The sequence below is a fragment of the Microbacterium shimangi genome (genome assembly GCF_043556445.1).
Classification (GTDB): Bacteria; Actinomycetota; Actinomycetes; order Actinomycetales; family Microbacteriaceae; genus Microbacterium.
The window spans coordinates 76,727-100,706 of sequence record NZ_JBIGII010000011.1 but is presented as its reverse complement, the minus strand read 5'-3'; the positions used below and the strand labels follow the sequence as shown (position 1 = coordinate 100,706).

At 68.8% G+C, this 23,980-nt stretch carries 20 protein-coding genes and 1 tRNA gene; 12 read left to right on the top strand and 9 right to left on the bottom strand.

What is annotated here, in order from left to right; all coding sequences use genetic code 11:
* The first annotated feature begins 24 nt into the window (after positions 1–24).
* The 4 genes from ACFXQA_RS15235 to ACFXQA_RS15220 all read left to right on the top strand — a co-directional run bounded on the left by ACFXQA_RS15235 (position 25) and on the right by ACFXQA_RS15220 (position 7,036).
* A complete protein-coding gene (locus ACFXQA_RS15235) occupies positions 25–3,417 on the top strand; it encodes a hypothetical protein (protein WP_394520739.1) in 3,393 nt (1,130 codons plus the stop codon).
* A 76-nt stretch (positions 3,418–3,493) separates the two neighbouring features.
* Complete coding sequence (locus ACFXQA_RS15230; RefSeq protein WP_394520738.1) at positions 3,494–4,006, top strand: DUF3817 domain-containing protein; 513 nt, start codon at positions 3,494–3,496, stop codon at positions 4,004–4,006.
* Positions 4,007–4,031: 25 nt separating this feature from the next.
* Positions 4,032–5,612, top strand: coding sequence for a glutamine-hydrolyzing GMP synthase (guaA, locus tag ACFXQA_RS15225; RefSeq protein WP_394520737.1), 1,581 nt, complete (start codon positions 4,032–4,034; stop codon positions 5,610–5,612).
* Positions 5,613–5,665: 53 nt separating this feature from the next.
* Entirely contained in the window at positions 5,666–7,036 is a 1,371-nt protein-coding gene (locus tag ACFXQA_RS15220) for a glycosyltransferase (RefSeq protein ID WP_394520736.1), read from the top strand.
* A 171-nt stretch (positions 7,037–7,207) separates the two neighbouring features.
* Here the strand turns inward: ACFXQA_RS15220 and ligD are convergent, their stop codons facing one another.
* Together ligD and ACFXQA_RS15210 are read right to left on the bottom strand one after the other, a co-directional pair.
* Positions 7,208–8,434, bottom strand: a complete 1,227-nt coding sequence (gene ligD / locus ACFXQA_RS15215; RefSeq protein ID WP_394520735.1) for a non-homologous end-joining DNA ligase — start codon at positions 8,432–8,434, stop codon at positions 7,208–7,210.
* A 197-nt stretch (positions 8,435–8,631) separates the two neighbouring features.
* A complete protein-coding gene (locus ACFXQA_RS15210) occupies positions 8,632–9,537 on the bottom strand; it encodes a Bax inhibitor-1/YccA family protein (protein ID WP_394520734.1) in 906 nt (301 codons plus the stop codon).
* Between the two features lie 150 nt (positions 9,538–9,687).
* Between ACFXQA_RS15210 and ACFXQA_RS15205 the strand changes: the two genes are divergently transcribed.
* Positions 9,688–10,701, top strand: a complete 1,014-nt coding sequence (locus ACFXQA_RS15205) for a glycerophosphodiester phosphodiesterase family protein (RefSeq protein WP_394520733.1) — start codon at positions 9,688–9,690, stop codon at positions 10,699–10,701.
* Between the two features lie 40 nt (positions 10,702–10,741).
* Here the strand turns inward: ACFXQA_RS15205 and ACFXQA_RS15200 are convergent, their stop codons facing one another.
* Genes ACFXQA_RS15200 through ACFXQA_RS15185 form a run of 4 tightly spaced genes read right to left on the bottom strand, consistent with a single transcriptional unit; the run spans position 10,742 to position 14,472 of the window.
* Positions 10,742–11,926, bottom strand: coding sequence for an aminotransferase class I/II-fold pyridoxal phosphate-dependent enzyme (locus ACFXQA_RS15200; protein ID WP_394520740.1), 1,185 nt, complete (start codon positions 11,924–11,926; stop codon positions 10,742–10,744).
* Positions 11,927–11,928: 2 nt separating this feature from the next.
* Complete coding sequence (locus ACFXQA_RS15195) at positions 11,929–12,597, bottom strand: methionine ABC transporter permease (RefSeq protein ID WP_394520732.1); 669 nt, start codon at positions 12,595–12,597, stop codon at positions 11,929–11,931.
* The gene (locus ACFXQA_RS15190) at positions 12,587–13,624 is read right to left on the bottom strand and encodes a methionine ABC transporter ATP-binding protein (protein WP_394520731.1); all 1,038 of its coding nucleotides are present in this window, start codon (positions 13,622–13,624) and stop codon (positions 12,587–12,589) included. The genes ACFXQA_RS15195 and ACFXQA_RS15190 overlap by 11 nt, the downstream gene beginning before the upstream one ends.
* Complete coding sequence (locus tag ACFXQA_RS15185) at positions 13,621–14,472, bottom strand: MetQ/NlpA family ABC transporter substrate-binding protein (RefSeq protein WP_394520730.1); 852 nt, start codon at positions 14,470–14,472, stop codon at positions 13,621–13,623. The genes ACFXQA_RS15190 and ACFXQA_RS15185 overlap by 4 nt, the downstream gene beginning before the upstream one ends.
* A gap of 200 nt (positions 14,473–14,672) precedes the next feature.
* Between ACFXQA_RS15185 and ACFXQA_RS15180 the strand changes: the two genes are divergently transcribed.
* Both ACFXQA_RS15180 and ACFXQA_RS15175 read left to right on the top strand, forming a co-directional pair.
* Complete coding sequence (locus ACFXQA_RS15180) at positions 14,673–15,512, top strand: helix-turn-helix transcriptional regulator (protein WP_394520729.1); 840 nt, start codon at positions 14,673–14,675, stop codon at positions 15,510–15,512.
* 129 nt (positions 15,513–15,641) lie between these two features.
* A complete protein-coding gene (locus ACFXQA_RS15175) occupies positions 15,642–16,571 on the top strand; it encodes an SDR family oxidoreductase (RefSeq protein WP_394520728.1) in 930 nt (309 codons plus the stop codon).
* A gap of 15 nt (positions 16,572–16,586) precedes the next feature.
* Here the strand turns inward: ACFXQA_RS15175 and ACFXQA_RS15170 are convergent, their stop codons facing one another.
* On the bottom strand, positions 16,587–17,258 hold the full coding sequence (locus ACFXQA_RS15170; RefSeq protein WP_394520727.1) for an arsenate reductase/protein-tyrosine-phosphatase family protein: 672 nt from the start codon (positions 17,256–17,258) through the stop codon (positions 16,587–16,589).
* A 50-nt stretch (positions 17,259–17,308) separates the two neighbouring features.
* On the opposite strand from ACFXQA_RS15170, the gene ACFXQA_RS15165 reads away from it, so the two are divergent.
* From ACFXQA_RS15165 to ACFXQA_RS15155, 3 genes are read left to right on the top strand one after another with little or no spacing between them, the layout of a single operon-like run.
* A complete protein-coding gene (locus ACFXQA_RS15165) occupies positions 17,309–18,037 on the top strand; it encodes an aquaporin (RefSeq protein ID WP_394520726.1) in 729 nt (242 codons plus the stop codon).
* A 14-nt stretch (positions 18,038–18,051) separates the two neighbouring features.
* The gene (locus ACFXQA_RS15160) at positions 18,052–19,437 is read left to right on the top strand and encodes an FAD-dependent oxidoreductase (RefSeq protein WP_394520725.1); all 1,386 of its coding nucleotides are present in this window, start codon (positions 18,052–18,054) and stop codon (positions 19,435–19,437) included.
* The gene (locus ACFXQA_RS15155; RefSeq protein WP_394520724.1) at positions 19,434–19,856 is read left to right on the top strand and encodes an arsenate-mycothiol transferase ArsC; all 423 of its coding nucleotides are present in this window, start codon (positions 19,434–19,436) and stop codon (positions 19,854–19,856) included. The genes ACFXQA_RS15160 and ACFXQA_RS15155 overlap by 4 nt, the downstream gene beginning before the upstream one ends.
* A gap of 7 nt (positions 19,857–19,863) precedes the next feature.
* Here ACFXQA_RS15155 and ACFXQA_RS15150 read toward each other — a convergent pair.
* Positions 19,864–19,939: transfer RNA gene (locus ACFXQA_RS15150), tRNA-Met, on the bottom strand.
* A 128-nt stretch (positions 19,940–20,067) separates the two neighbouring features.
* Between ACFXQA_RS15150 and ACFXQA_RS15145 the strand changes: the two genes are divergently transcribed.
* Both ACFXQA_RS15145 and ACFXQA_RS15140 read left to right on the top strand, forming a co-directional pair.
* Positions 20,068–20,943: a CHAD domain-containing protein gene (locus ACFXQA_RS15145; RefSeq protein ID WP_394520723.1), complete on the top strand. Its 876-nt coding sequence runs from the start codon at positions 20,068–20,070 to the stop codon at positions 20,941–20,943.
* A gap of 73 nt (positions 20,944–21,016) precedes the next feature.
* Entirely contained in the window at positions 21,017–23,500 is a 2,484-nt protein-coding gene (locus tag ACFXQA_RS15140) for an ATP-dependent helicase (protein WP_394520722.1), read from the top strand.
* Here the strand turns inward: ACFXQA_RS15140 and ACFXQA_RS15135 are convergent.
* Entirely contained in the window at positions 23,488–23,844 is a 357-nt protein-coding gene (locus tag ACFXQA_RS15135) for a hypothetical protein (protein ID WP_394520721.1), read from the bottom strand. The two genes, ACFXQA_RS15140 and ACFXQA_RS15135, sit on opposite strands and share 13 nt — an antisense overlap.
* Positions 23,845–23,980: the final 136 nt, after the last annotated feature.

Genomic DNA, 23,980 nt, shown 5'->3' with positions numbered 1-23,980 from the left:
GACACCGACGCGGTCAAGAGGGAGATGACCCTGCCGGAGAACATCCGTGACCTGGGCATCGACGAGGAGAAGCAGCTGCTCTACGTCGGTCAGCAGAACAAGAACTGGATCGTGGTGTCCATCGCGGATGCGACGTTCGGTCAGGTCGTGCGTGGTCCGTTCCCGATCATCGAGTCGCAGCGGTCGATCGATGTCGACCCGGTGAACGACTACGTCTACGTCGCCGTTCCGGCGCGCGGTGTGGAGGTCTTCCGGGCCTCGACGGGCGAGTCGCTCGGTGTCATCAACGGCACGAAAGACGCGTACTACGTCGCCGCTGACCCGGCGACCGGCACGATCGTGACGACGAAGTTCCAGGGCGTCGCGGGCAACCCCGACCTCCAGGCCTTCGCCGCGAACGACGGCTTCGACCTCCTCTGGGAGAAAGAAGTCCGAGCCGGAGCACGCCAGGTCGACATCGACAGCGAGCGCGGTCTGCTCTACGTCGGCTACACCGGCACGTCGAAAGAGAGCGGCGGATTCTCGGTGCACGCGCTGAACAGTGGCGCCCTGCTGGCCGATAAGGCCGGCCCGGAGTTCGGCAAGGACGGGTACGGCATCGCGATCGATGAAGAAGACCAGCGGGTCTTCGTCGCGAACCGCGACTTCCGCCTCAACCCCCCGGGAGAAGAGCTCGTGCCGTTCGCGGTCACCGAGAGCACCCGGGTCGCCGAGCCGGAGGCAGAGACCTTCGCCTACGAGAAGCTCGCCGACCTCGACTCGGTCATGCCGAACACGTCGACGGATGCTGCCTACAAGGCCGCTCTTCCGGCTGGTGTCGCCTACGACCAGGCGCGCGACGTGCTCTATCTCGGTGATCAGAACTCGCGTCAGATCTTCGAGATCGACCCGGACACCGACGCGGTCAAGAGGGAGATGACCCTGCCGGAGAACATCCGTGACCTGGGCATCGACGAGGAGAAGCAGCTGCTCTACGTCGGTCAGCAGAACAAGAACTGGATCGTGGTGTCCATCGCGGATGCGACGTTCGGTCAGGTCGTGCGTGGTCCGTTCCCGATCATCGAGTCGCAGCGGTCGATCGATGTCGACCCGGTGAACGACTACGTCTACGTCGCCGTTCCGGCGCGCGGTGTGGAGGTCTTCCGGGCCTCGACGGGCGAGTCGCTCGGTGTCATCAACGGCACGAAAGACGCGTACTACGTCGCCGCTGACCCGGCGACCGGCACGATCGTGACGACGAAGTTCCAGGGCGTCGCGGGCAACCCCGACCTCCAGGCCTTCGCCGCGAACGACGGCTTCGACCTCCTCTGGGAGAAAGAAGTCCGAGCCGGAGCACGCCAGGTCGACATCGACAGCGAGCGCGGTCTGCTCTACGTCGGCTACACCGGCACGTCGAAAGAGAGCGGCGGATTCTCGGTACACGACCTGGCGACGGGCGCGCAGCTGGCCGACAAGGTCGGGCCGGAGTTCGGCAAGGACGGATACGGCATCGTCGTGGACGAGGAGGATCAGCGGGTCTTCGTCGCGAACCGCGACTTCCGCCTCAACCCCCCGGGAGAAGAACTCGAGCCGAAGGCGGTCACCGTCAGCATCCGTACCGGTGACGACCAGCCCGAAGAGCCGGAAGAACCGGAAGAGCCCGAGGAGCCGACGGAGCCCGAAGTGCCCGCGGGTGACCCCTGGACGGCGACCGCGCTTGCGGCGATCCCGACCGAGACCGCCGAAGGCGCCACCGAGATCCGACCCGTCGGCTCGGCCGTCGACCCGGCGACCGGCCTGGTGTACCTGGCCGACGAGCAGCGGCCGGCGCGTGTCCACGTGATCGATCCGAAGACCGACAAGATCGTGCGCACGATGTCTGCGCCCACGACCGATCCGGTGCAGGACGGCCTGCGCGACATCGCCTTCGATGCGGCCACCGGCGACCTCACCGTCGCTTTCGGTGACAGCTGGGTGGTCATGGACGCGACGACCGGCGCCAAGGTGTCGGGCCCGTTCGCCTTCTCCTCGGGCGGGGTTCGTGGCATGGACGTCGACTTCGCTGGAGGCCGCGTCTTCGGTGGCCTCCGTGGAGCCGGATTCGATGTGCGCAACGCGTCGACGGGCGAGCTGATCCGCGCGGTCGAGGGGCCCGCGGACGGCGGAGCATGGCGCACCCACGGTGTCGCTTACGACGCGGCGAACAACCTCATCTACGTCAGCAACAGCGACACGAGCGGTTCGACTGAGGGCATCCGGGTCTACAACGGCACGGACTACTCCCTCGTCAGCAGCCTGGCGTACCCGGCGGCGGACTTCCGCTCGATCGCGGTCGACCCCGCGACCGACACGGTCGTCGTCGGTCACCAGGCCACGACCTTCGATCAGTCGGGGGTGTCGGTGTACCACGCCGACGGGCTCGGCCTGGTCGAACGGCTCGAGGAGCACCGCTACGGCAACAAGGTCTACGGGGTTTCGATCAACCCGAAGACGCACCAGCTGTACGTGTCGGCACGCGACCGCTACCCGGCGGGTCTCGTGCGGGTGACGCTTCCGGCAACGCTCCCCACCCCCGAGGTTCCGGTCGAACCGTGGGTCGCCCGCGGCCTCACCGCTATCCCGACCGAGGGCGAGGAACCGGAGATCCTTCCGGTCGGCACCGCGGTCGATCCCGCCACGGGCGACCTGTTCGTGGCGAACGAGATGCGCCCCGCGCGCATCCACGTCGTCGACCCCGTCGCCGACACGGTGAAGCGCACGATCGTCGTTCCCGAGGGGCTCACCCCCGACGGTCTGCGCGACATCGCGTACGACTCGACGAACAAGGTGCTCTACGTGGCGTACGGCAGCAACTGGGTCGTGCTGAACGCAGAGACGGGCGCCGTGGTTCGGGGTCCGTTCGCGTTCTCCGGCGGGGTGCGAGGGATGGACGTCGACCTCGAGCGCGGGCTCGTCTACGGCGGAACGCGCGGCGCCGGTTTCGACGTTGCCGATGCGACCACCGGCGAGCTGAAGCAGACGGTGGACGGAGTCGCGGACGGAGGTGCCTGGCGCACGCACGGCGTCGCTTTCGATGCCGTCAACGACCTGCTCTACATCAGCAACAGCGATGCGGGCGGCTCGACCGAGGGAATCCGGGTGTACGGCGGCGGCGACCTCGAGCTCAAGAAGCGTCAGAGCGTCGCGAGCGCTGACTACCGGTCGATCGCGGTCGATGGCGGGCTCGTCGTGGTCGGAAACCAGAGCACAACGTTCGAGCAGTCGGGGGTGACGGTGTTCACCGCCGGCGACCTCAGCCTGGTCCAGCGTCTGTCGGCGCACACCTACGGCAACAAGGTCTACGGCGTATCCATCGACGCCGACCGAGACCTGCTCTATGTGTCGGCTCGAGACCGCTACCCGACCGGTCTCATCCAGGTGACGCTGCCGAAGGGCTGAGTCACAGCACCGAACCGCCCTTCCCCGCACCGGGGGAGGGCGGTTCGCGTTTTCACCGGCGCCTAGAATGGGAGCCATGCCCCGGGCCCCGAAACTCGCATCTTTTCCGGCGATCCGCGGTGCCCTGCGGTTCTACACGATCGCGTCGATCATCACGGGTATCGGGTTGCTCCTGCTGCTGACCGAGATGGTCCTCAAGTACACGCCGTTGCACGTCGAACTCTTCGCCGGCGGGTCGGGCGGGTTCCTCTGGTTCGCGCAGACCATCCCGGGCCCGGCCTGCGAATGGTTCTCGCTGTTCATCCCGGGCGGCAACGGCTGCGAGATGGAGTCGGTCGCGCAAGACGGTTTCAACGTCTCGCTGTTCATCCTCGTCGCGCACGGCTGGTTCTACGTCGTGTACCTCTTCGCCTGCTTCCGGCTGTGGAGCCTGATGCGCTGGCCCTTCCCGCGCTTCCTGCTGCTCGCCCTGGGGGGTGTCGTCCCCCTGCTGTCGTTCTTCCTGGAGGTGCGGATCGCCCGCCGCGTCAGGACCTACCTCGCCGAACGCGAAGCGTCCGAAGCATCCGCCCCCGTCCCCGCCCCGTAACGCACATCGTGAGGGAAACCAGCACGTGACCGAACACACAGAGACTTCTCAACGCCCCGTCCTCGTCGTCGACTTCGGCGCGCAGTACGCGCAGCTGATCGCGCGGCGCGTGCGCGAGGCGGGCGTATACAGCGAGATCGTTCCCCACACCGCGACCGCCGCGGAGATCGCTGCGAAGAGCCCCGTCGGCATCATCCTCTCGGGCGGGCCCTCGTCGGTGTACGAGCCGGGCGCGCCTTCGCTCGACGCCGGCGTCTTCGATCTCGACGTGCCCACGCTCGGCATCTGCTACGGATTCCAGGTCATGGCCAAGGCCCTCGGCGGCGAGGTCGCCAACACCGGGCTTCGCGAGTACGGCGCGACGGACGCCACCATCATCACCGAGGGCACTCTGCTCGAAGGCCAACCGGCCGACCAGAACGTATGGATGAGCCACGGCGACCAGGTCTCGCGCGCTCCCGACGGGTTCGACGTGCTTGCGCGCACCGCGGCGACGCCGGTCGCGGCATTCGCGAACGACGCCCGTCGCATGTACGGCGTGCAATGGCACCCCGAGGTGAAGCACTCCGACCACGGCCAGCGCGTGATCGAGAACTTCTTGCACAAGGCCGCGGGCCTCGCCGCCGACTGGAACAGCGGCAACGTGATCGCCGAACAGGTCGACCGCATTCGTGCGCAGATCGGTTCGGCGCGGGTCATCTCGGCGCTCTCGGGCGGCGTCGACTCGGCGGTCTCTACGGCGCTCGTCCACCATGCCGTCGGAGACCAGCTCACCGCGATCTTCGTCGACCACGGTCTGCTGCGTAAAGGCGAGCGGGAACAGGTCGAGAACGACTACGTCGCATCGACCGGAGTACGCCTGATCACGATCGACGCACGCCAGCAGTTCCTCGACGCCCTCGCGGGGGTCAGCGACCCCGAGCAGAAGCGCAAGATCATCGGACGCGAGTTCATCCGCTCGTTCGAAGCGGCCGAGCGCGAGCTGGTCGCCGAGGCTGCCGCCGACGGCGAGCCCATCCGCTTCCTCGTGCAGGGAACGCTGTACCCCGACGTGGTCGAATCCGGTGGGGGCGCGGGCACGGCGAACATCAAGAGCCACCACAACGTCGGCGGGCTTCCCGAAGACCTGCAGTTCGAACTCGTCGAGCCGCTGCGCACCCTGTTCAAGGACGAAGTGCGAGCGATCGGACGCGAGCTCGGTCTTCCCGAGGTCATCGTCGGACGCCAGCCCTTTCCGGGCCCCGGCCTCGGCATCCGGATCGTCGGTGAGGTCACCGCTGACCGCCTCGAGATTCTGCGTGACGCCGATGCCATCGCCCGGGCGGAGCTGACGAAAGCCGGCCTCGACAACGAGATCTGGCAGTGCCCGGTCGTACTCCTCGCCGATGTCCGATCCGTGGGTGTTCAGGGCGACGGCCGCACCTACGGCCACCCCATCGTGCTGCGCCCCGTCTCATCCGAAGACGCGATGACGGCGGACTGGACGCGTCTGCCGTACGACGTGCTCTCGAAGATCTCCAATCGCATCACCAACGAGGTGCGCGACGTCAACCGAGTCGTTCTCGACGTGACGTCGAAGCCGCCGGGGACGATCGAGTGGGAGTGACTCGAGTTCCTTCCTTGCCGCGATCGCGTCGGGTGGGAAGAGGGTAGGAACGCGTGGGGTTTGCGGAGGCGTGGTACGTCATGCTCTCGAGCCGGCTCGTGCCGGGGCTGGACGGGGGATACACCGTGGCGGCGCTCGCGCGGGCGCGGCAGATGGCGGATGCGGGTGCCTCGCCGGTGATCCTGACCGTCGACCCGGGAACCCCCGCGGCCCACGCCGAGCATCGCTCCGAGTTCGTCCGTCGGGGCATGCTCGACGACCCCCGACGGTTGCGGAACCTCTTCGACGAAGCATCCGCCCCCGACGGAGGCGCCGCGACGTGGTTGCGTGCGGCTGCGGCGCCGGGCGACGCCGACCCTCACCTGGAGTATCGACGAGTGACGGATGCTGCCGGCCGCCCGGTCGTATCGCTCCCCGTGATCGCCGGCGACCCCGACTGGCACCTGACCACCGCACCCGTCGTGGTGCATGATGCTGACGGCGGGGCCGTCGGCGTTCTGGAGGGTTTCGGCGCGCTGTACCGCACGTGGCTCGATGTCGTCATCGCGGACCTTCGGGCGATTATCGACCGCCCGGCCGTCGTCATCTGCGAGTCGCGGCAGCTGGGCGAGCTGCTCGCCCCGTGGAACTCGCCGGAGGCTCGTGTCATCCACACGATTCACACGATCCATCTCGAGCCGCCCTTCACCCCCGATGCGCCGGTGAACCCGCTCTGGGAGCGATGGTTCTCGGTCGCCGAACGATTCGACGCCGTGCTGTGGCCGACCCCTTCGCAGCGCGACGACGTCGTCGCGCGCTTCGGCACATCGACGGCACACGCGGTGGTTCCGAACGCGGTCGCGACCGTCGCGTTCGTCGTGCCCGCGGCAGACCGCGTACCCGGACGCGTCGTCGTCGTCGGTCGCCTCGCGCCCGGCAAACGGGTCGACCTGGCGATCCGCGCGTTCGTCCTCGCCGACGTTCCCGGCGCGACGCTCGACGTCTACGGAGACGGCGCCGAGCGCGCCTCCCTGCAGCTGCTCGTCGACGAACTCGGCGCGGGGGCATCCGTGGTGCTCCGCGGATCCACCGATGACCCGGGCGCGGTGCTCGACGCGGCATCCGTCTATCTCTCCACCTCGGCGTTCGAGGGCCAGGGGCTCGCTCTCGCAGAAGCCCTCTCGCGGGGGACGCCCGCGGTCGCCTTCGACATCCGCTACGGTCCGCGCGACATGCTCGCCTCGGGTGGCGGGGTGCTCGTGCCGGACGGCGATCTCGACGCTCTCGCCTCGGCCTTGGCCGTCGTTCTCGGCGACGAGGCCCTGCGCGAGCGGCTGTCGTCCGAGGCTGTCGCCGCGGCGGGTCGGCTCGCGCCCGAGCGCGCGATGGCCGCGCTCGCGTCGGTGGTCGACGACGTTTTCGCCCGCCCTTCCCCCCGCGCGTAGCCCCCGCTCCGTCGGTCGCCCGACCCGCGCCGCACTGACTCAGGCTGAACGGCGCGGCGGGGCCGTTTTCGGGCCGATTCAGGCCGGGGGTGCGCATTCAGCCTGAGTTAGTGCACGGGGGGAGGCTCGACGGCGCCGGGCCGGGCGTTCAGCAGGCCCGGGGATCCTGCCTCAGCGGCGGGACGAAGCCCACGGGTCGTAGTCGACGAGCAGCGGCTCCTGTGCCGGACGCTCGGGCTCTGGTACGTGCTGCAGATTGACGCGCACGCGGTACCACAGCGAGCTCGACCCGCGCATGCCGTCGACCATCACATCCGCGGGGTGCAGCAGCTGCGCCACGGCAGGGTGCGACGCCTTCCAGAGCTCGAGCGCCTCGGCCGCCTCGGGTTTCGTCTTGGTGCGGGCGACCTCGATGAGTGGCATCGTCGATGCCCGGCGTCCCGAGCCGTCCGAGGCTGTCGGCGGCTTCTCCGCCGGGCCGAGATCCTCGGCGAGCTTCAGCAGCCCGTCCAGACGTCCCACGGCCTGGTCGATGCCGCGGTGCGGGTCGCCGATCTCGGCGAAACGCGCCAGCACGCTCGGGACCGTGAACTCCTCGGGTCGGCGCGAGCGCACCTCCTCCCACGACAGCGGCGTCGAGACGCGGGCGTCGGGCAGGGGGCGGATGCTGTACGCCGACGCCACGGTGCGATCCTTCGCATTCTGGTTGAAGTCGACGAACACGCTTTCGCCGCGCTCCTCTTTCCACCAGCGGGCGGTCGCCAGCCCGGGCGCACGGTTCTCGACCTCGCGCGCCAGGGTCTCGGCGGCCAGCCGCACGTCGGCGAAGTCCCACTCCGGCGCGATCCGCGCGAGGATGTGGAGCCCGCGCGACCCGCTCGTTTTGGGCCAGCCCACGAGCCCGTGGTCTTCGAGCACGTCGCGGGCGATCATCGCGACATCGACGATCTGAGCCCATTCCACTCCGGGCATGGGGTCGAGGTCGACGCGCAACTCGTCAGGATGGTCGAGGTCGTCGGCCCGCACCGCGTGGGGATTGAGATCGAGGCACCCGAGGTTGGCTATCCACGCGAGTCCTGCAGCATCCCGCACCACGGTCTCTTCGGCCGAGGTGCCTCGGGCGTAGTGCAGGGTGGCGGTGTCGATGAACTCCGGATGCTTCTCGGGCACCCGCTTCTGGAAGAACGCCTCCTCGTCGATTCCCTTGACGAATCGCTTCAGCACCATCGGGCGCCCTCCGGCACCCCGCAGCGCGCCGTCGGCGACCGCGATGTAGTACCGCACGATGTCGAGCTTCGTCAGCCCGGGCTCCGCGAACACGACACGGTCGGGGCTCGTGACGCGCACCTCGTGGCCATCGACGTCGAGCGTGGCGGCCGGCGTCTTAGAAGGGCTCATGGCAGCGAGGCTAGCCGGGGTGCGGATGCTGCGACCAGGGCTTGCGCCCCTCCCGCCCGCCACCCGACCCGCGCCACTTCGCGTCGTCCGCCGCGCATTTCGTTGGCGCGGATGACGGGAAATGCCGCGGAGGGCGGTGCCCCGGGAACGACGAAGGGGCCGCCCATCATGGGCGACCCCTTCGTGCGTGGTGCGGGCTAGTTGCTGCCGCGGAGGATGGCGATCATGCGCAGGATCTCGACGTAGAGCCAGACGACGGTCACCATGATGCCGAAGGCGCCGAGCCACGCGAAGCTGCGCTTCGCGCCGTTACGGACGCCCTGCTGGATCTGGTCGAAGTCGAGCACCAGCGAGTAGGCCGCCATGATGACGACGAGGACGCCGAGGATCAGGCCGAGGGGGATGCCGAAGATGAGCTGGCTCCGCAGGCCGAAGGCGCCGCCCGCGATCGGAACGTTGAACAGCATCAGACCAACGTTCACGAGGCTGAAGACCAGGTAGCCGATCATCGCGATCATGAAGATCTTGGTGGCACGCTTCGAGGCGCGGATCTTGCCGCTGGCGAAGAGTGCGAGGGTCACGCCGACGACCGAGAGGGTCGCGAGCGTGGCCTGGAGGACGATGCCCTGCCACTGCACCTCGAAGAAGGCCGAGATGCCACCGATGAAGAGACCCTCGAAGGCGGCGTAGGCCATGATGAGGCCCGGACGCACCTTTTTGCGCGAGGTGAAGATCACGACGAGCGACAGCACGAAGCCGACGAGACCGCCGACGAGCATCGGCAGAACCGAGGTGGGGGTGCGCGGGGCGGCAGAGATGCCGCCGAGGGTGGCGACCCAGCCGACAGCGGCGCCGACGAGCAGGATGGCGAAGAGGCCGATCGTCTTGTAGACGGTGTCTTCGTACGTCATGCGGTCGGTCTGCTGCGCGCCGGCCGACGGGGCGACGAACTTGCCCTCGAGCTCGGCCTCGGTCGCAACGGTGGGGGGCGGGGGCGGCGCGTACTGCGTCTGGCGGGCTGCCTGCGACCCGCCGGGGTAGTTCTGCGCCGCGCGGGGGTCCTGGAACGCCGGGTTGTTGAAGGCCGGATTGTTGAGGGCCACTGCTCTCACACTCCAAATTTCGGGGTAGTCGTCACAGCACCGTGCTGTAGATCAACACTAGCCGACACCCTCGTCGGCGTGGCGGGGCGGCGCTGTGAGGACGCCATGAGCGGGTCGGATGCTGCGCGTCGGTGGCGCTAGCGTGGTGCCGTGATCCGCCCTCTCGTCAACGGACCGGTCGTCATCGGGCACCGCGGTGCGCCGGGGTACCGCCCCGAGCACACGCGATCGTCGTACGACCTCGCCATCGCCATGGGCGTCGACGCCGTCGAGCCCGACGTCGTGGTGACCAGGGACGGCGTGCTGGTGGTGCGGCACGAGAACGAGATCGGTTCGACGACCGACGTCGCGCAGCATCCGGAGTTCGCCTCGCGCCGTACGACGAAAGTGGTCGGCGGCGAAGCCCTGACCGGATGGTTCACCGAGGACTTCACCTGGGCCGAACTCGCGACGCTGCGGTGTCGTGAGCGCTTGCCCGAACTCCGGCCGCAGAGCGCGGCGTTCGATGACTCCGAACCGATGCTGCGCCTGAGCGATCTGATCGACCTCGTTCAGCTGCGGTCCCGCGAACGGGGAAGCCCGATCGGGCTGGTCGTGGAGATCAAGCACGCGACCTTCTTCGCCGACGCCGGGTGGCAGGTCGAGACCCTCGCATACGACGAGCTGCATACGCGGGCGGCCGGGTTGCCGCTGGTCGTCGAGTCTTTCGAGTCGACCGTGCTCGACCGGCTGCGCGAGCGTGGGCTCGCGGCCGAATACATCTACCTGCTCGCAGCCGAAGGGCACCCGCACGATCTGCTCATGACCGCAGGGAGCGCTGCTCCGACATATGCCCAGACGGCCGAGCCCGCCGGACTCGACGGGCTCGTCGGGCGGTTCGACGGTATCAGCGTCGACAAGCGGATGATCCTCGCTCCCGACGAAGCCGGTCGAGCGACCGGGCCGAGCCGGGTCGTCGATGACGCGCACCAGCGGGGCCTGCGCGTCTACACGTGGACGTGCCGGCCGGAGAATCGCTTCCTGCTGCCGGGGTTCCGCAACCCGGGGGGAGAAGCCGCGTTCGGTCGGTTCGAAGACGAGTGGGCGGTGATCCGGGATGCCGCCGTCGACGGTGTCTTCGTCGATCACGCCGATCTCGGGGTGGCGTTCTTCCGCGGCGACTGAACCGTGCCGCTCCGGGCCGCGTCTTCGGTCCGGCGGATTCTCACTCCGAAGCGGAGGCTCCGAGCGCGCGAAAAGATGCGAGTCGTTCGACCAGTTCGGCGAGCGTCGCGTCGTCGTGCACGAGCCCGATGCGGAAGAACCCGCGCCCGCCTTCACCGAAGCCGTCGCCCGGTGCCACGGCGACCCGCTGCTCTTCACGGAGCCGGTGGGCGAACGCCCTCGCGTCGCCACCGCCCGGCACTCGCACCCAGACGAAGAACGATCCCTCGGGTTCGACAGGGTCCCACCCGGCTGCACGGAGTCCGGAGACGACCAGGTCTCGCCGTCGCTCGTACACCGCGACGAGGTCGGCCGCAGCATCCTGATCGCCGCCCAGTGCCGCCGCCGCGGCCACCTGGGTCGCGCCGAACATGGTGCTGAACGCGTGCGCCTGGTAGCGAGCCATGGCGTCGATGACCGAAGAGTTGCCGGCGGCGAAGCCGAACCGCCACCCCGCCATGCTGTAGGTCTTCGAGAGGGTCTGCAGCTCGACCGTGCTGTCGAGGTCGTGATCGGCGGTGAGGGCGGAAAGCGGTCGGCGCCCGTCGAATCCGAGTGACGAGTAAGCGAAATCGTGGATGAAGGCGGCCCCGGTGCGCCGGGCGACGGCGAGTGCCCCCTCGAACGTCGCGGCGGTCGCGAGGGCCCCGGTGGGGTTGTTCGGGTAGTTCAGGACGAGCACCCGGGCCGCGGCGACGGCGTCGAGGGCGGCGAAGCGGGGTTGGTAGGCGGGTGCATCGAGCGGGAGGGGGACGACGGATGCCCCCGCGAGGCTCGCCGCCGAGAGGTACAACGGGTAGCCGGGGTCGGGGACGACGACGTTCGTGCCGGGGTCTGCGAGCGCCAGAACGGCCGCGATGATCGCTTCGTGCGAGCCGTGGAAGATCGCGACCTGCCCATCGGGGTCGACCTCGACGCCGTGGTCGTCGCGGTAACGCTTCGCGACGGCCTCGCGCACCGCGGGTCTTCCTGCCGACGACGGGTAGCGGTGATTCGCCGGGTCTGCGACGGCCCGCTGCATGGCGGCCACGATGTGCTCGGGCGTCGGCAGGTCGGGGTTGCCCTTCGACACGTCGATGATCCGCGCTCCCGGGCGGGTCGCGAGGTGCGCGACCTCCCGGTCCATCGCCCCCCAGAAGTTGGGGGGCAGGACCTGCACGCGCTGCGCGGGCTCGAAGTCGACCATGCTCACCGCCGCCTGTAGCGTCGTGCGATCGCCGAGCCCGACATCTGGATGCCCTGGACGAGGATGATGAGCGTGACGCAGGTGAGGACCATGGCGAACCCGTCGTACCGCTGATAGCCGTACGAGAGGGCGAGGTCTCCGATCCCGCCGGCACCGACCGTGCCGGCCATCGCGGTGGCATCGATGAGACCGACCGTCGCGATCGTGATCGCGAGAATCAGCGAGCTGCGCGCCTCGGGCAGCAGGAATCGACGGAAGATCTGGAACGGTGAGGCGCCCATCGACCGTGCCGCCTCGATGACCCCCTGCGGCACCTCCAGAAGGGAGTTCTCGACGAGGCGTCCGATATACGGGGCGATCATGACCGTCAGCGGCACGATCGCCGCCCACACCCCGATGCTCGTCCCGACGAGGAGGCGGGTGAACGGCAGGATCGCGACCAGCAACACGATGAAGGGCAGCGAGCGCGCGAGGTTGACGAAGAGGCCGAGCACGATGTTCACGGGGCGGTTCTGCAAGATGCCGCCGGGCCGTGTGAGCGCGAGGAACGTGCCGATGGCGACGCCGAGGATGGCGCCGAACACGAGGGCGAACCCCAGCATCTGCAGTGTCTCGCCGATCGCCTTCACGAAGATCTCGGGGGTGATGAGGGTCCAGCGGTCACCGTTCATGAACGACCTCCTCGAGCGTGACGACGCGGGTCGACAGGTAGTCGCGAGCCGCGGCCACCCGGTCGGCGGGCCCGTCGACCTTGACGATCATCTGCCCGATGGTGTGGGTTCCCACATCGGTCATGTCGGCGTGCAGCATGTTCACCGTGACGCCCAGGTCGGTGATGAGATGCGAGACCAGCGGCTGGGTGACCTGGTCGTCGAGCAGCAGGAGACGCCACAGGTTGTCGCCTCCCACGTGAGCGACGACCCGCGGCGGAAGCCCCTGCGGCACGACGGTCGTGACGAAGTCCCGTGTGATCGACGCCCGCGGGTGCACGAACGTGTCGAGCACCGTTCCGTGCTCGACCACCTCACCGTCGGCCATGACGGCGACCTCGTCTGCGAGGTCTTTGATCACGTCCATCTCGTGGGTGACGACGAGGATGGTCGTTCCGTACTCGCGGTTGATGCTGCGGAGCAGATCGATGATCTGCACGGTCGTCGTCGGGTCGAGGGCGCTCGTCGCCTCGTCCGACAGCAGGATGCGGGGGTTCCGGACCAGCGCTCGTGCGATGCCGACGCGCTGTTTCTGCCCGCCCGACAGCTCCGACGGAAAGCTGGTGGCTTTCGAGCCGAGCCCGACGAAGTCGAGGACCTCTTCGGCGCGCGCACGGGCATCGGCGTTCGCCACCCCGTCGAGCCGCAGGGGGAGGGCGACGTTGTCGCGCACCCGCACGGTCTCGAGCAGGTTGAACTGCTGGAAGATCATGCCCGTCCGCCGCTGAGCGGTGCGCAACGCCCGACCGCGGAGCGCGCCCATGTCGACGCCCTCGACCATGACCCGCCCGCTCGTGGGCTTCTCGAGTCCGTTAACCGTGCGGATGAGGGTCGACTTGCCCGCTCCGCTGAACCCGATCACGCCGAAGATGGTTCCCGGCGCGACGTCGAGCGAAACGTCGCGCAGTGCGGCGGTGGTCGCCCCTTTCGCTCCGAACGTCTTCGTGACGTTCTCGAAGACGATGCGGCCTTCGGTCGACGGACTCACTCGAACCAGGCCGGCAGCTGGTAGCCGTCGTACTGCGGGTCGGAGGCGATGTAGTCGATGAACTCGGGGGATTCGTACGCCGCCTTGATCGCCTGTGCCCACTCGGAGTCGACGTCGTCTTCGCGGACGGCGACGACGTTGGAGAAGACGACGGGTTGGTCTTCGACGGCGAGCGCGTCGTCGTAGTCGAGGCCGCCCGAGATGATGAAGTTGCCCTGGATGGTCGCGTAATCCACGTCTTGCAGAGCCGGCACCTGCTGCGCGTTCTCGATGGGCGTGATGTTCAGGTTCTTCGGGTTCGACGTGATGATCGACAGGTCGGCCGTGTTGGGATCATCGACGTCGTCGAAGTCGATCCAGCCGGCATCGCGCAGGATGAGCAGCCCCCGATACATGTTCGAGGGGGCATTGGGCACCGTCACCGTCGACCCGTCGGCGACGTCGTCGAGCGACGTCTTCTTTCCGCCGAACAGTGCCATGCGCGGAGTGGGGACCTGAACGAGCGGAGCGTTCGTGATGCCCTCCTGCGCGTTGACGAAATCGAGATACACCGGATGCTGGATGATGTTCGCGTCGAGCTCGCCCTGCGAGACGGCGACGTTCACCACGATGCCGTCGGTGAAGTCGACGGCTTCGACCGTGTAGCCCTCGGCCTCGAGGATCGGCGCGATCCCGCCCTCGAACATCTCGCGGTACGGGCCGGGGTTGAACCCGATCTTGAGGTCGGTCTTGTCGCCCCCGGCGTCCGCGCCGCCCGAGGTGTCGGTCGAGCCGCCGCTGCATGCAGCCGTGCCGACGAGGACGACGGCGGTGAGGGCGCTGACGAGCGCTGCGCGGAAAAGCTTCATCGGGGGCCTCTGTTCGGTGGAAGTGACGCGGGTCGCCCCGGCGTGGAACCTCCGGGCGCTGACACACGGTAGCCAGCATCCGCGGCACACGCGCAGTCGCGGCGTCACAGTCGGCAACAGAGGCGGAAGGGTGGATCATCAGGGCGTGGATGGGAAACCGGACACGGGGTACAAACGAACCTGACCGGAAGAAGGACATCGTGATCGATCGCCCAGGCCTGGCCGCGTTCCTCCGACGCAGACGCGAGTCGCTGCAGCCCGAAGACGTCGGTCTGTCACGCGGTCAGCGACGGCGAACCGACGGGCTGCGCCGAGAAGAGGTCGCCGCCCTGTGCCACATGTCGACCGACTATTACGCGCGGCTCGAGCGGGCCACCGGTCCTCACCCTTCCGAGCAGATGATCGCCTCGATCGCCCAGGGGTTGCACCTGTCGTTGGACGAGCGAGACCACGTCCTCCGTCTCGCGGGGCACAGCCCGCCGCCGCGGGGCTCGGGCAGCGATCACATCAGCCCGGGGCTCCTCCGCATCCTGGACCGGCTCTCCGACACACCGGCCGAGATCACGACGGAGCTGGGCGAGACGCTGCGCCAGACCCCGCTGGGAGTCGCGCTGACCGGCGACGCCTCGGAGCGCACGGGCCCGCAGCGGAGCCTCGGGTATCGGTGGTTCACCGACCCCGCCGCGCGCGAGCCCTATCCCCCCGAGGAGCGTCATCAGCTCTCGCGGCTCTACGCCTCGGGGCTCCGGCAGCTGGTGGCGCTGCGCGGACCGAACTCCCCGGCGGCTCGCCTCGTGGCGGCGCTGCACGGCAACGCGGAATTCCGTGCGGTGTGGGACACCTTCGAGGTCGGTGTGCGCCCTCCCGAACTGAAGCGTTTCTCGCACCCCGCGGTCGGTCAGTTGGAGCTCAGCTGTCAGACGCTGCTCGACCCCGACCAGTCGCATCGGCTGCTGGTCTACACGGCCGCACCGGGAAGTGAGAGCTACGAGAAGCTCCAGCTGCTCGCCGTTCTCGGCCCGCAGTCCGTCGCTCCGTGAACCTCGTCGACGCGGGTAGCCAGGCCCTCGGTAGCCGTGGATCGGCGGGCCCTGGATGCGGGAGCGGTGCCGTTCCAGCATGGTCACACGCACCGTTTCGGTGACGCGAAACTCGACCGAAGGAACCCCATGCCTCGTGCTTACGATCTCTCCATTCCCGACCTGACCGGAAAGCTCGCCGTCGTCACCGGCGCGAGCGACGGGATCGGCACCGTCATCGCCACGCGCCTCGCGCAGGCCGGGGCCGAGGTGATCATGCCGGTGCGGTCGCAGAAAAAGGGCGAGACAGCAGCGCAGCGCATCCGCTCCGCCGTGAGTGGCGCCGCCGTGAGCACGCGGTCACTCGATCTGTCGTCCTTGGCATCGGTGGCCGCTCTCGCCACCACGCTCAACGACGAGGGGCGCCCGATCGACATCCTCGTGAACAACGCGGGGGTCATGCGTCCGCCGGAACGGCAGACGACGAAAGACGGATTCGAGTTGCAGCTGGGCACGAACCATCTCGGCCACTTCGCTCTCACCCTGGGGCTGCTGCCGCTTCTCCGGGCCGGCGGTGCCCGCGTCACCCACCAGACCAGCGTGGCGGCACGCAGCGGGGCGATGAACTGGGACGACCTGAACTACGAGAAGAGCTACGACGTGATGAAGGCCTACGCCGGGTCGAAGATCGCGGTGGGCCTGTTCGCCCGCGAGCTGGATGCGCGCAGCCGTGCGGGCGGGTGGGGGATCAGCAGCAACCTCTCGCACCCCGGAATCTCACCGACCAACCTGCTCGCCGCGCAGCCGGGGATGGGTCGCAACCGGACGCCCCCGGAGCGCCGGCTCATTGGTCTGCTCTCGCGGATCGGCATCGCCGGTACCCCGCAGAGCGCGGCGCTGCCGGCCCTGTTGGCGGCGACAGGCCCCGACTCGCGAGGCGACCAGTTCTTCGGTCCGAAGCGCACCGTCGGCGGCCCGCCGGTCGAGCAGGAGTTGTGGCGACCGCTCCGCAGCGCGGACGACGCGCGACGGGTCTGGGAGGTCTCGGAGCGGCTGGTCGGGGAGAGAATCGCCCGCTGATCGCGCCTGGCTCGGCTACGCGGCGGAGACCCGCGGTGCGAGCGTGTCGATCCTGCGGCGCAGGTCGACGTACGCGGCTTCGAATGCGGTGAGGCTCCCCACGGCGACGGGGTCGGGGACGGACCAGTGCAGGTCGCTCGCGCCCAGGTCTTCGTGGGCGTTGTCGCACACCGTGATCCGAAGCTCCCCCTCCGCCTGCTCGATCTCAGAGAGGAGCCGGGGGCGGGCGGGGGAGAGGTCGAAGCCGTGCTTCGCGGCGACCTCCACTGCTCCGGGAGCAACCGAGCGGGCGGGAACGGTTCCCGCCGACGCTGCCGGGATGGAGCTGTTCTCCCGCCATATGTGTTCCGCGAGCTGTGAGCGTGCGGAGTTCGCGGTGCAGACGAACAGCACTCGGGACGCCGCGAAGTGAGCAGGAGTGCCCAGGTCGCGAAGGTCGTCCGCGTTCAGGTGCACGTAGCTGCGTCGCCGATCGCCTTCCGACCGCGATCGACGGATCAGCGACGCGGCCTCGAGGGCCTTGAGGTGATGCGCGAGGAGGTTGGACGCCACCTCGAGCCGCACCTGCAGCTCTTGAGGGGACAGATCGCCGAGAGTGAGCAGGTCGACGATCCGCAGACGGGTCGGATCGGCGAGCGCCGCGTGGCGAGCGGCGCGCGCCTCGAGGGATGTTCGCTCACTGTTCATTGACTCAATATTGATTGAGGTAGTGTGATGCTGTCAAGCTGAGGAGCACCATGGATCACACGCATCTGATGCGCCGCGCTGTCGCCGAGGCGCTCGGGACCGGGCTCCTCGTCGCGGTCGTCGTCGGCTCCGGTATCGCCGCGTCGCGCTTGTCCCGAGATGCGGGCATCCAACTGCTGGCAAACAGCTCGGCGACCGCCTTCGGCCTCACCGTTCTGATCCTGTTGTTCGGCCCCCTGTCGGGTGCGCACTTCAATCCGATGGTGTCGCTCGTCGATGCAGTGCTCGGCCGCAGGACACGGTCCGGCCTGCCCGCGATGGAGACGATCGTGTACGTCATGGTGCAGACGGTGGGCGCGATCGGGGGAGCCGTGCTCGCGAATCTGATGTTCGACGCGCCGACCGCGTGGTCGACGACGGAGCGGGTGGGCGCGGGCGTCCTCCTCGGTGAAGTGGTCGCCACCGCCGGGCTGATTCTGCTGGTGGTCGGCTTGGCGCGCACGGGCGCCGGACTGATCGCGGCGCCGGCCATCGGGGCGTACATCGGTGCGGCCTACTGGTTCACCAGCTCGACCTCGTTCGCCAATCCCGCCGTCACAGTCGGGCGCATGTTCACCGACACCTTCGCCGGTATCGCCCCGTCATCCGCGCTCGCGTTCCTCGCCGCGCAGCTTGTCGGCGCGGCTCTCGGTGCTGCGCTCGCCGCCCTGTTGTTCCCCCGCGCCCGTGCGGGCGCGCCCACCGCGGACGACGTCGTCGTGCCGCAGACCATCTCCTGACACGAAGGACACTCATGCACATCGTCGCCATCGGTGGCAGTGACGCCGGAATCTCCGCCGCACTGCGCGCCCGCGAGCTCGATCCCACCGTCGATGTCACCGTGGTCGTGGCCGACGCCTACCCGAACTACTCCATCTGCGGGATCCCCTACTTCTTCTCCGGAGAAGTGCGGCCGTGGCAATCACTTGCCCACCGCACCCACGCAGACCTCGAAGCGACCGGCATGCGCCTGAGACTCAACACCCTCGCCACGGACATCGACGTCGCAGGCCAGCAGCTGACCGTCCGTGACGAGCGCGGTGCCGAGTCGGTCATCGGCTACGACGCGCTCGTCGTCGGCACCGGGGCACTTCCCACTCACGCGGGGATCGCCGGTCTCGATGCACTCGGCCCCGACGACGGGGTGCACGTCATCCACTCCATGGGCGACACGTTCGCGCTGAACACGCATCTCACCGAGCGGTCGCCCCGTTCGGCGATCATCATCGGAGCCGGGTACGTGGGCTTGGAGATGGCCGAGGCGTTCACCGCGCGCGGCATCGCGGTCACTCAGTTGCAGCGCGGGCCCGAGGTGCTGTCCACTCTGGACGACGAGCTCGGTGCGCTCGTGCACGAAGAGCTCGTCCGTCACGGTGTCACCGTGCACACGGGCACCACCGTCCGCGGCGTCGAGAAGACCGACACCGGTCTCACCGTGCACGCGACCCACCAGGGGGCGGAGGTGCTCCACACCGCGGATCTCGTGCTGGCGGTGGTCGGCGTGCGCCCGAACACGCAGCTGCTCGAGAGCGCCGGTGCCACCCTCGGGGCGGGGCGCGCCGTCGTGGTGGACGAGCAGATGCGAACCGGGCTTCCGGGAGTGTTCGCCGCCGGCGACGGGGTCACCACGCATCACCGCCTCCTCGGCGTCACCTACCTTCCCCTCGGCACCACCGCCCACAAGCAGGGGCGCATCGCGGGGGAGAACGCCCTGGGCGGGGCCGCCCGCTTCGCCGGATCGGTCGGAACCCAGGTCGTGAAGGTCTTCGATCTCGTCGCCTCCCGCACGGGACTCCGCCAGCACGAGGCCCTCGACGCGGGATTCATCGCGGCCACCACGCAAGCCGTCGCCGATGACCACAAGCGGTACTACCCCGGCGCTCAACCCATCAGCATCCGCATCACCGGTGACACCGGAACCGGTCGTCTCCTCGGCGCTCAGCTCGTCGGACGCCTCGGCACCGAGACCGCCAAGCGTGTCGACACCTACGCCACCGCCCTGTTCGCCGGCCTCACCGTCGAGCAGATCAGCGACCTCGATCTCTCGTACACGCCGCCGCTCGGCTCCCCGTGGGACGCCGTGCAGGTCGCGACTCAGAGCTGGTCGCGCGACACCCGGCCGACGGGAGCCCGCGCATGACCACCCCTCCCACCGTGCTGTTCATCTGCACGCACAACGCCGGCCGCTCGCAGCTCGGAGCACACCTCCTCGCCCACGTAGCGGGCGATCGACTTTCCGCGACGAGTGCGGGGACCGCCCCTGCCGAGGCGATCAACCCGGCCATCGCGGGCACCCTCGCCGAGCTGGGCATCGACACTTCTGCGGCCAGGCCGCGTGCGGTCACCGCCGAGGATCTCGCGGCGGCAGACATCGTCGTCACGATGAAGCCCGGGCTCGCGTTGCCCGGTCCGATCGTCGGCGAGCACGTGCAGTGGGAGTTCCCCGACCCGGCGAACTGGGAGGCCGACGGCGCGCGCGACCTCCGCGACGCCGTTCGCGCTGCCGTGACCAGCCTTGCGGAACGGGTCGCCGAGAACCCGGTGCCGAAGCGACGGTGACCGGCAGTGGACGCGACGGCGGGAGTCGAACCCGCCACACAGCCGGTTATGAGCCGGTGCCCGGGACCGCCCGGATCGCCGCGATGACGGTTTCACGTTAGGACCGCGCCGCGCGTCGGTCGAGGGTTGTGACCGATGATTTCGCTGGGAGTCGTCGCGTCTCGCGTCACCGCGCGCGACCGTTGTGTGCGGCACGGCATAAAATGCGCGGATGGCAACACCCGAGAACACTCTGGACGAAGTCGTCCGCACCATGATCCGCACCGCCGCGGGGCGGGTGCTCGACACGGAGCAGGCCGCGCTGGCCGACGAGCCCGACGGCGTGCACCGCCACCGCACGCGTGTACGCCGGTTCCGCAGCATCCTGGCCATGCTGGGTGACCAGCTCGAGCCCGGCCCCACGCAGCGGGTGCGGGGGCAGCTGCGGGAGTGGGGGACGCAGCTCGGAACGGTTCGCGACGCCGAGGTCGTGGCGGCCGAGACCGATGCGGCGATGAAGGCCGAGGGCATCGATGACGAGGCCCTGCGTCGCCGACTCGTCGACGAGCCGCTGGCCGAGTACGCACGGCGTCACGCGCGGCTGGTGCGACTGCGCGACCAGCCGCGGGCCGAGGCGAGGATGCGAGACCTCCACACGTTCGCCGCGCACCCTCCGCTGGTCGACACCGACCTCGACGCGGTCACGGCATTCACCGCCGTGCTGCGCAAGGAGGTGCGACGGGTGAAGAAGGCCGCATCACGCCTCGACGGATCGCTCGAGAGCCTGCATGATGTGCGCAAAGCCGGTCGCCGCCTGAGATACGCCGCAGAGGCCGTCGTCGCGGCAGGACCCGCCTCGCTCGCCGACGCTGCGGCCGTCGCAGCGAAAGCCGGATCCCACCTGCACGACGTTCTGGGAGGCCACCGTGATGCCGTCGCCCTCGCCGAGCGGCTCGACCGTGCCCGAGTGCGGGCGTCGCGCGCCGGCGAGTCGGTCGCGGGGTACGAGCGCATGATGGCCACGGCGGTCGAGCGCGCGGACGCCCGTCTGAGTCAGCTCGACGACGCCCTCGCTCAGGTGCGCGCAGCATCCGCGGCCCTTTCGTGACCCGGGTTGCGTCCACCGCGGCGCCCCGGCGAAAGGTACGGACGTCGGGGCCCCCGCCTAGACTTGGGGGGATATGACCGACGCATCCACGCCCCTCATCCTCGGCGGCGACCGCGAGCGGTTCGACAAGGCCGACCACGTTCCTCGCCCCGACGACGAACTCCTCGCCGGCCTCAACCCCCCGCAGCTCGAGGCCGTCACCTACCGCGGGCCGGCCCTCCTGATCGTCGCCGGTGCGGGCTCCGGCAAGACGAGCGTGCTCACCCGCCGCATCGCCTCTCTCCTGCGCAGCCGCGAAGCCTGGCCGAGTCAGATTCTGGCGATCACGTTCACGAACAAGGCGGCCGGCGAGATGCGGGAGCGCGTGCGCTCGCTGATCGGCAGCACGGCCGAGGGAATGTGGATCTCGACGTTCCACTCCGCGTGCGTGCGCATCTTGCGGCGCGAGGCTCAGCAGTTCGGGTTCACGAAGGCCTTCACGATCTACGACTCCGGTGATTCGCGCGCTCTGATCAAGCGCCTCGTGAAAGAGCACGAGGGTGACGCCTTCGGGCTGACACCGGCCGGCACGATGAGCCGCATCTCGAAGCTCAAGAACGAGCTGGCCGACGCCGAGTCGTATCGACGCCAGGCGAACATGAGCGACCCCGTCGAGCGCGTGTTCGTCGAGATCTTCGCCGCGTACCAGCGCGAGCTGCAGAAGGCCAACGCCTTCGACTTCGACGACCTCATCGGGCAGACCGTCTACCTCTTCCGTGCTTTCCCGCACGTGGCCGACGTGTACCGGCGGCGCTTCCGGCACATCCTGGTCGACGAGTACCAAGACACGAATCACGCGCAGTACGCGCTCATCCACGAGCTCACGCGTCCGATCGGCACTTCGGCGGGCTCAGCGACCGGCCGCCAGCCGGTCGCCTCCAGCGGCGGAATGATGATCTTCGAGGCCGACCCGTCGCCAGAGCCGGAGGACAACGGCGCGGCTTCGCTGACAGTGGTCGGAGACTCGGATCAGTCGATCTACGCCTTCCGCGGGGCCGACATCCGCAACATCAGCGAGTTCGAGCGCGATTATCCCGGCGCGAAGGTGGTGCTGCTCGAGCAGAACTACCGGTCGACGCAGAACATCCTCTCCGCCGCGAACGCCGTCATCAGCAACAACTTCGACCGCAAAGACAAGAAGCTGTGGACGGATGTGGGTGCCGGCGACCCGATCATCGGCTTCACCGGCTATTCGCAGCACGACGAGGCGCAGTTCGTCGCCGATGAGACGGAGTCGCTGCGCAAGGCCGGCATCGACTACTCCCAGATGGCGGTCTTCTATCGCACCAACTCGCAGTCGCGCGCGCTGGAAGAGATCTTCATCCGGTCGGCGGTGCCGTACAAGATCATGGGCGGCACGAAGTTCTACGAGCGTGCCGAGATCAAAGACGCCCTGGCCTACCTCGTCGCCGTCGCGAACCCCGCAGACGAGATGGCACTGCGCCGCGTCCTGAACCGGCCGCGGCGCGGTATCGGCGACGTCACCGAGACCGCGATCGCGCGTTACGCGGCCGATCAGCAGATCACCTTCCGCGACGCTCTCGCGAACTCCTCCGCGCTCGGAGTCGGGCCGAAGCTGCAAGCGGCGATCGCCCAGCTCGACGCGATCCTCGCCGAGGCGACCGCGATCATGCTGCCCGCGACCGGTGAGCTTGCGCCGCCGACGGCGGTCGCCGAGGGCCTCACGCTTCTTCTGAACAAGTCGGGCTACTTCGACGCCCTTCGTCGCAGCCGCGATCCGCAAGACGAGGCGCGACTCGAGAACCTCGACGAGCTCGTGGCGGTCACGCGTGAGTTCGCCCGCAACAACCCCGAGGGGACGGTCATCGACTTCCTCGGCGAGGTGGCGCTCGTCGCCGACGCCGATGACCTCGACGACGCGTCGGGCTCGGTCTCGCTCATGACCCTGCACACGGCAAAGGGGCTCGAGTACGACGCGGTCTTCCTCACCGGGGTGGAGGAAGACCTGATGCCTCACCGCATGTCTGCGGGCGAGCCGGGCGGACCCGCTGAAGAACGTCGGCTCTTCTACGTCGGCATCACCCGCGCGCGAAAGCGGCTCTATCTGTCGTTGGCGATGACGCGGGCGCAGTTCGGCGAGGTGACGGTCGCGATGCCCAGTCGGTTCTTGCAGGAGATTCCGGCTGAACTCATCGACTGGCGTCAATCGCCCGGCGATGTGAACTCCCGTGGAGGCTCGCGTTCACGTGCGTTGAACGCTCGTCCGTCGGGCTCGGGCGGCAGCGACTCCGGCAGCTGGGGGGCGAAGCGGTACGGCGACGATCTCGCGCCGAAGTCGACCTCGATCGACCGGTTCCCGAATCGCATTCCGGCCAAGGTGCGAGACAACGGCGACATGGAACTGGGGTCGGGCGACCGCATCCGGCATGACGATTTCGGCGAGGGGCGCGTCGATGCCGTCACGGGGGAGGGCGCGAAGCGCGTCGCCCACGTGCGGTTCGACTCGGTCGGCGCCAAGAAGCTGCTCATCAAGATCGCGCCGATTCACAAGCTCTGACCGGGGTCGACCGCGAGCCCCAGTTCGCGGGCCACCGCGGGGTCGGCGCTGAGCGCGCGAAGCAGGTCACGAGCGCTTTCGACCGCGATCTCGACGTGGATTCCTCGGCCGTCTTCGACGACGAGCCACGTCTGCGCGTCGGTGCGACGGCGGAGGAGGCCCACCTCGACCTCGATCCCGGCGTGTGCGCCGTCACCTCGTCGAACGAGGAAAGCCGTGCAACCCGCGCTCCGGTGGTCTTCGTCGGCCTCGTGAACTGTCTCCCCGTGGGGTGTGGTGCACCACACCCACGCGCAGCGCGAGGCGTCGTGACCTCCTGGGCTCGCATTCTCGTCGTCGCTCATCGCGGCTCCCCTCTCGCCGATCGACAGCCGTCACGGTGGGCGAGGTGGGCACGACCTCTTCCCCTAGTGAAGCGCGGGGTTCCGACATCGCGGTCTCGTCGACCTCGGACCGACAGGCGACATTTAAACATGCGTT

Bases quoted from the DNA above. Each gene is read 5' to 3' on its own strand.
- ACFXQA_RS15235 (WP_394520739.1), top strand. From the start codon at position 25: ATGACCCTGCCGGAGAACATCCGTGACCTGGGCATCGACGAGGAGAAG.
- ACFXQA_RS15230 (WP_394520738.1), top strand. From the start codon at position 3,494: ATGCCCCGGGCCCCGAAACTCGCATCTTTTCCGGCGATCCGCGGTGCC.
- ligD (WP_394520735.1), bottom strand. From the start codon at position 8,434: ATGAGCCCTTCTAAGACGCCGGCCGCCACGCTCGACGTCGATGGCCAC.
- ACFXQA_RS15200 (WP_394520740.1), bottom strand. From the start codon at position 11,926: ATGGTCGACTTCGAGCCCGCGCAGCGCGTGCAGGTCCTGCCCCCCAAC.
- ACFXQA_RS15195 (WP_394520732.1), bottom strand. From the start codon at position 12,597: ATGAACGGTGACCGCTGGACCCTCATCACCCCCGAGATCTTCGTGAAG.
- ACFXQA_RS15185 (WP_394520730.1), bottom strand. From the start codon at position 14,472: ATGAAGCTTTTCCGCGCAGCGCTCGTCAGCGCCCTCACCGCCGTCGTC.
- ACFXQA_RS15175 (WP_394520728.1), top strand. From the start codon at position 15,642: ATGCCTCGTGCTTACGATCTCTCCATTCCCGACCTGACCGGAAAGCTC.
- ACFXQA_RS15170 (WP_394520727.1), bottom strand. From the start codon at position 17,258: ATGAACAGTGAGCGAACATCCCTCGAGGCGCGCGCCGCTCGCCACGCG.
- ACFXQA_RS15165 (WP_394520726.1), top strand. From the start codon at position 17,309: ATGGATCACACGCATCTGATGCGCCGCGCTGTCGCCGAGGCGCTCGGG.
- ACFXQA_RS15160 (WP_394520725.1), top strand. From the start codon at position 18,052: ATGCACATCGTCGCCATCGGTGGCAGTGACGCCGGAATCTCCGCCGCA.
- ACFXQA_RS15155 (WP_394520724.1), top strand. From the start codon at position 19,434: ATGACCACCCCTCCCACCGTGCTGTTCATCTGCACGCACAACGCCGGC.
- ACFXQA_RS15145 (WP_394520723.1), top strand. From the start codon at position 20,068: ATGGCAACACCCGAGAACACTCTGGACGAAGTCGTCCGCACCATGATC.
- ACFXQA_RS15140 (WP_394520722.1), top strand. From the start codon at position 21,017: ATGACCGACGCATCCACGCCCCTCATCCTCGGCGGCGACCGCGAGCGG.
- ACFXQA_RS15135 (WP_394520721.1), bottom strand. From the start codon at position 23,844: ATGAGCGACGACGAGAATGCGAGCCCAGGAGGTCACGACGCCTCGCGC.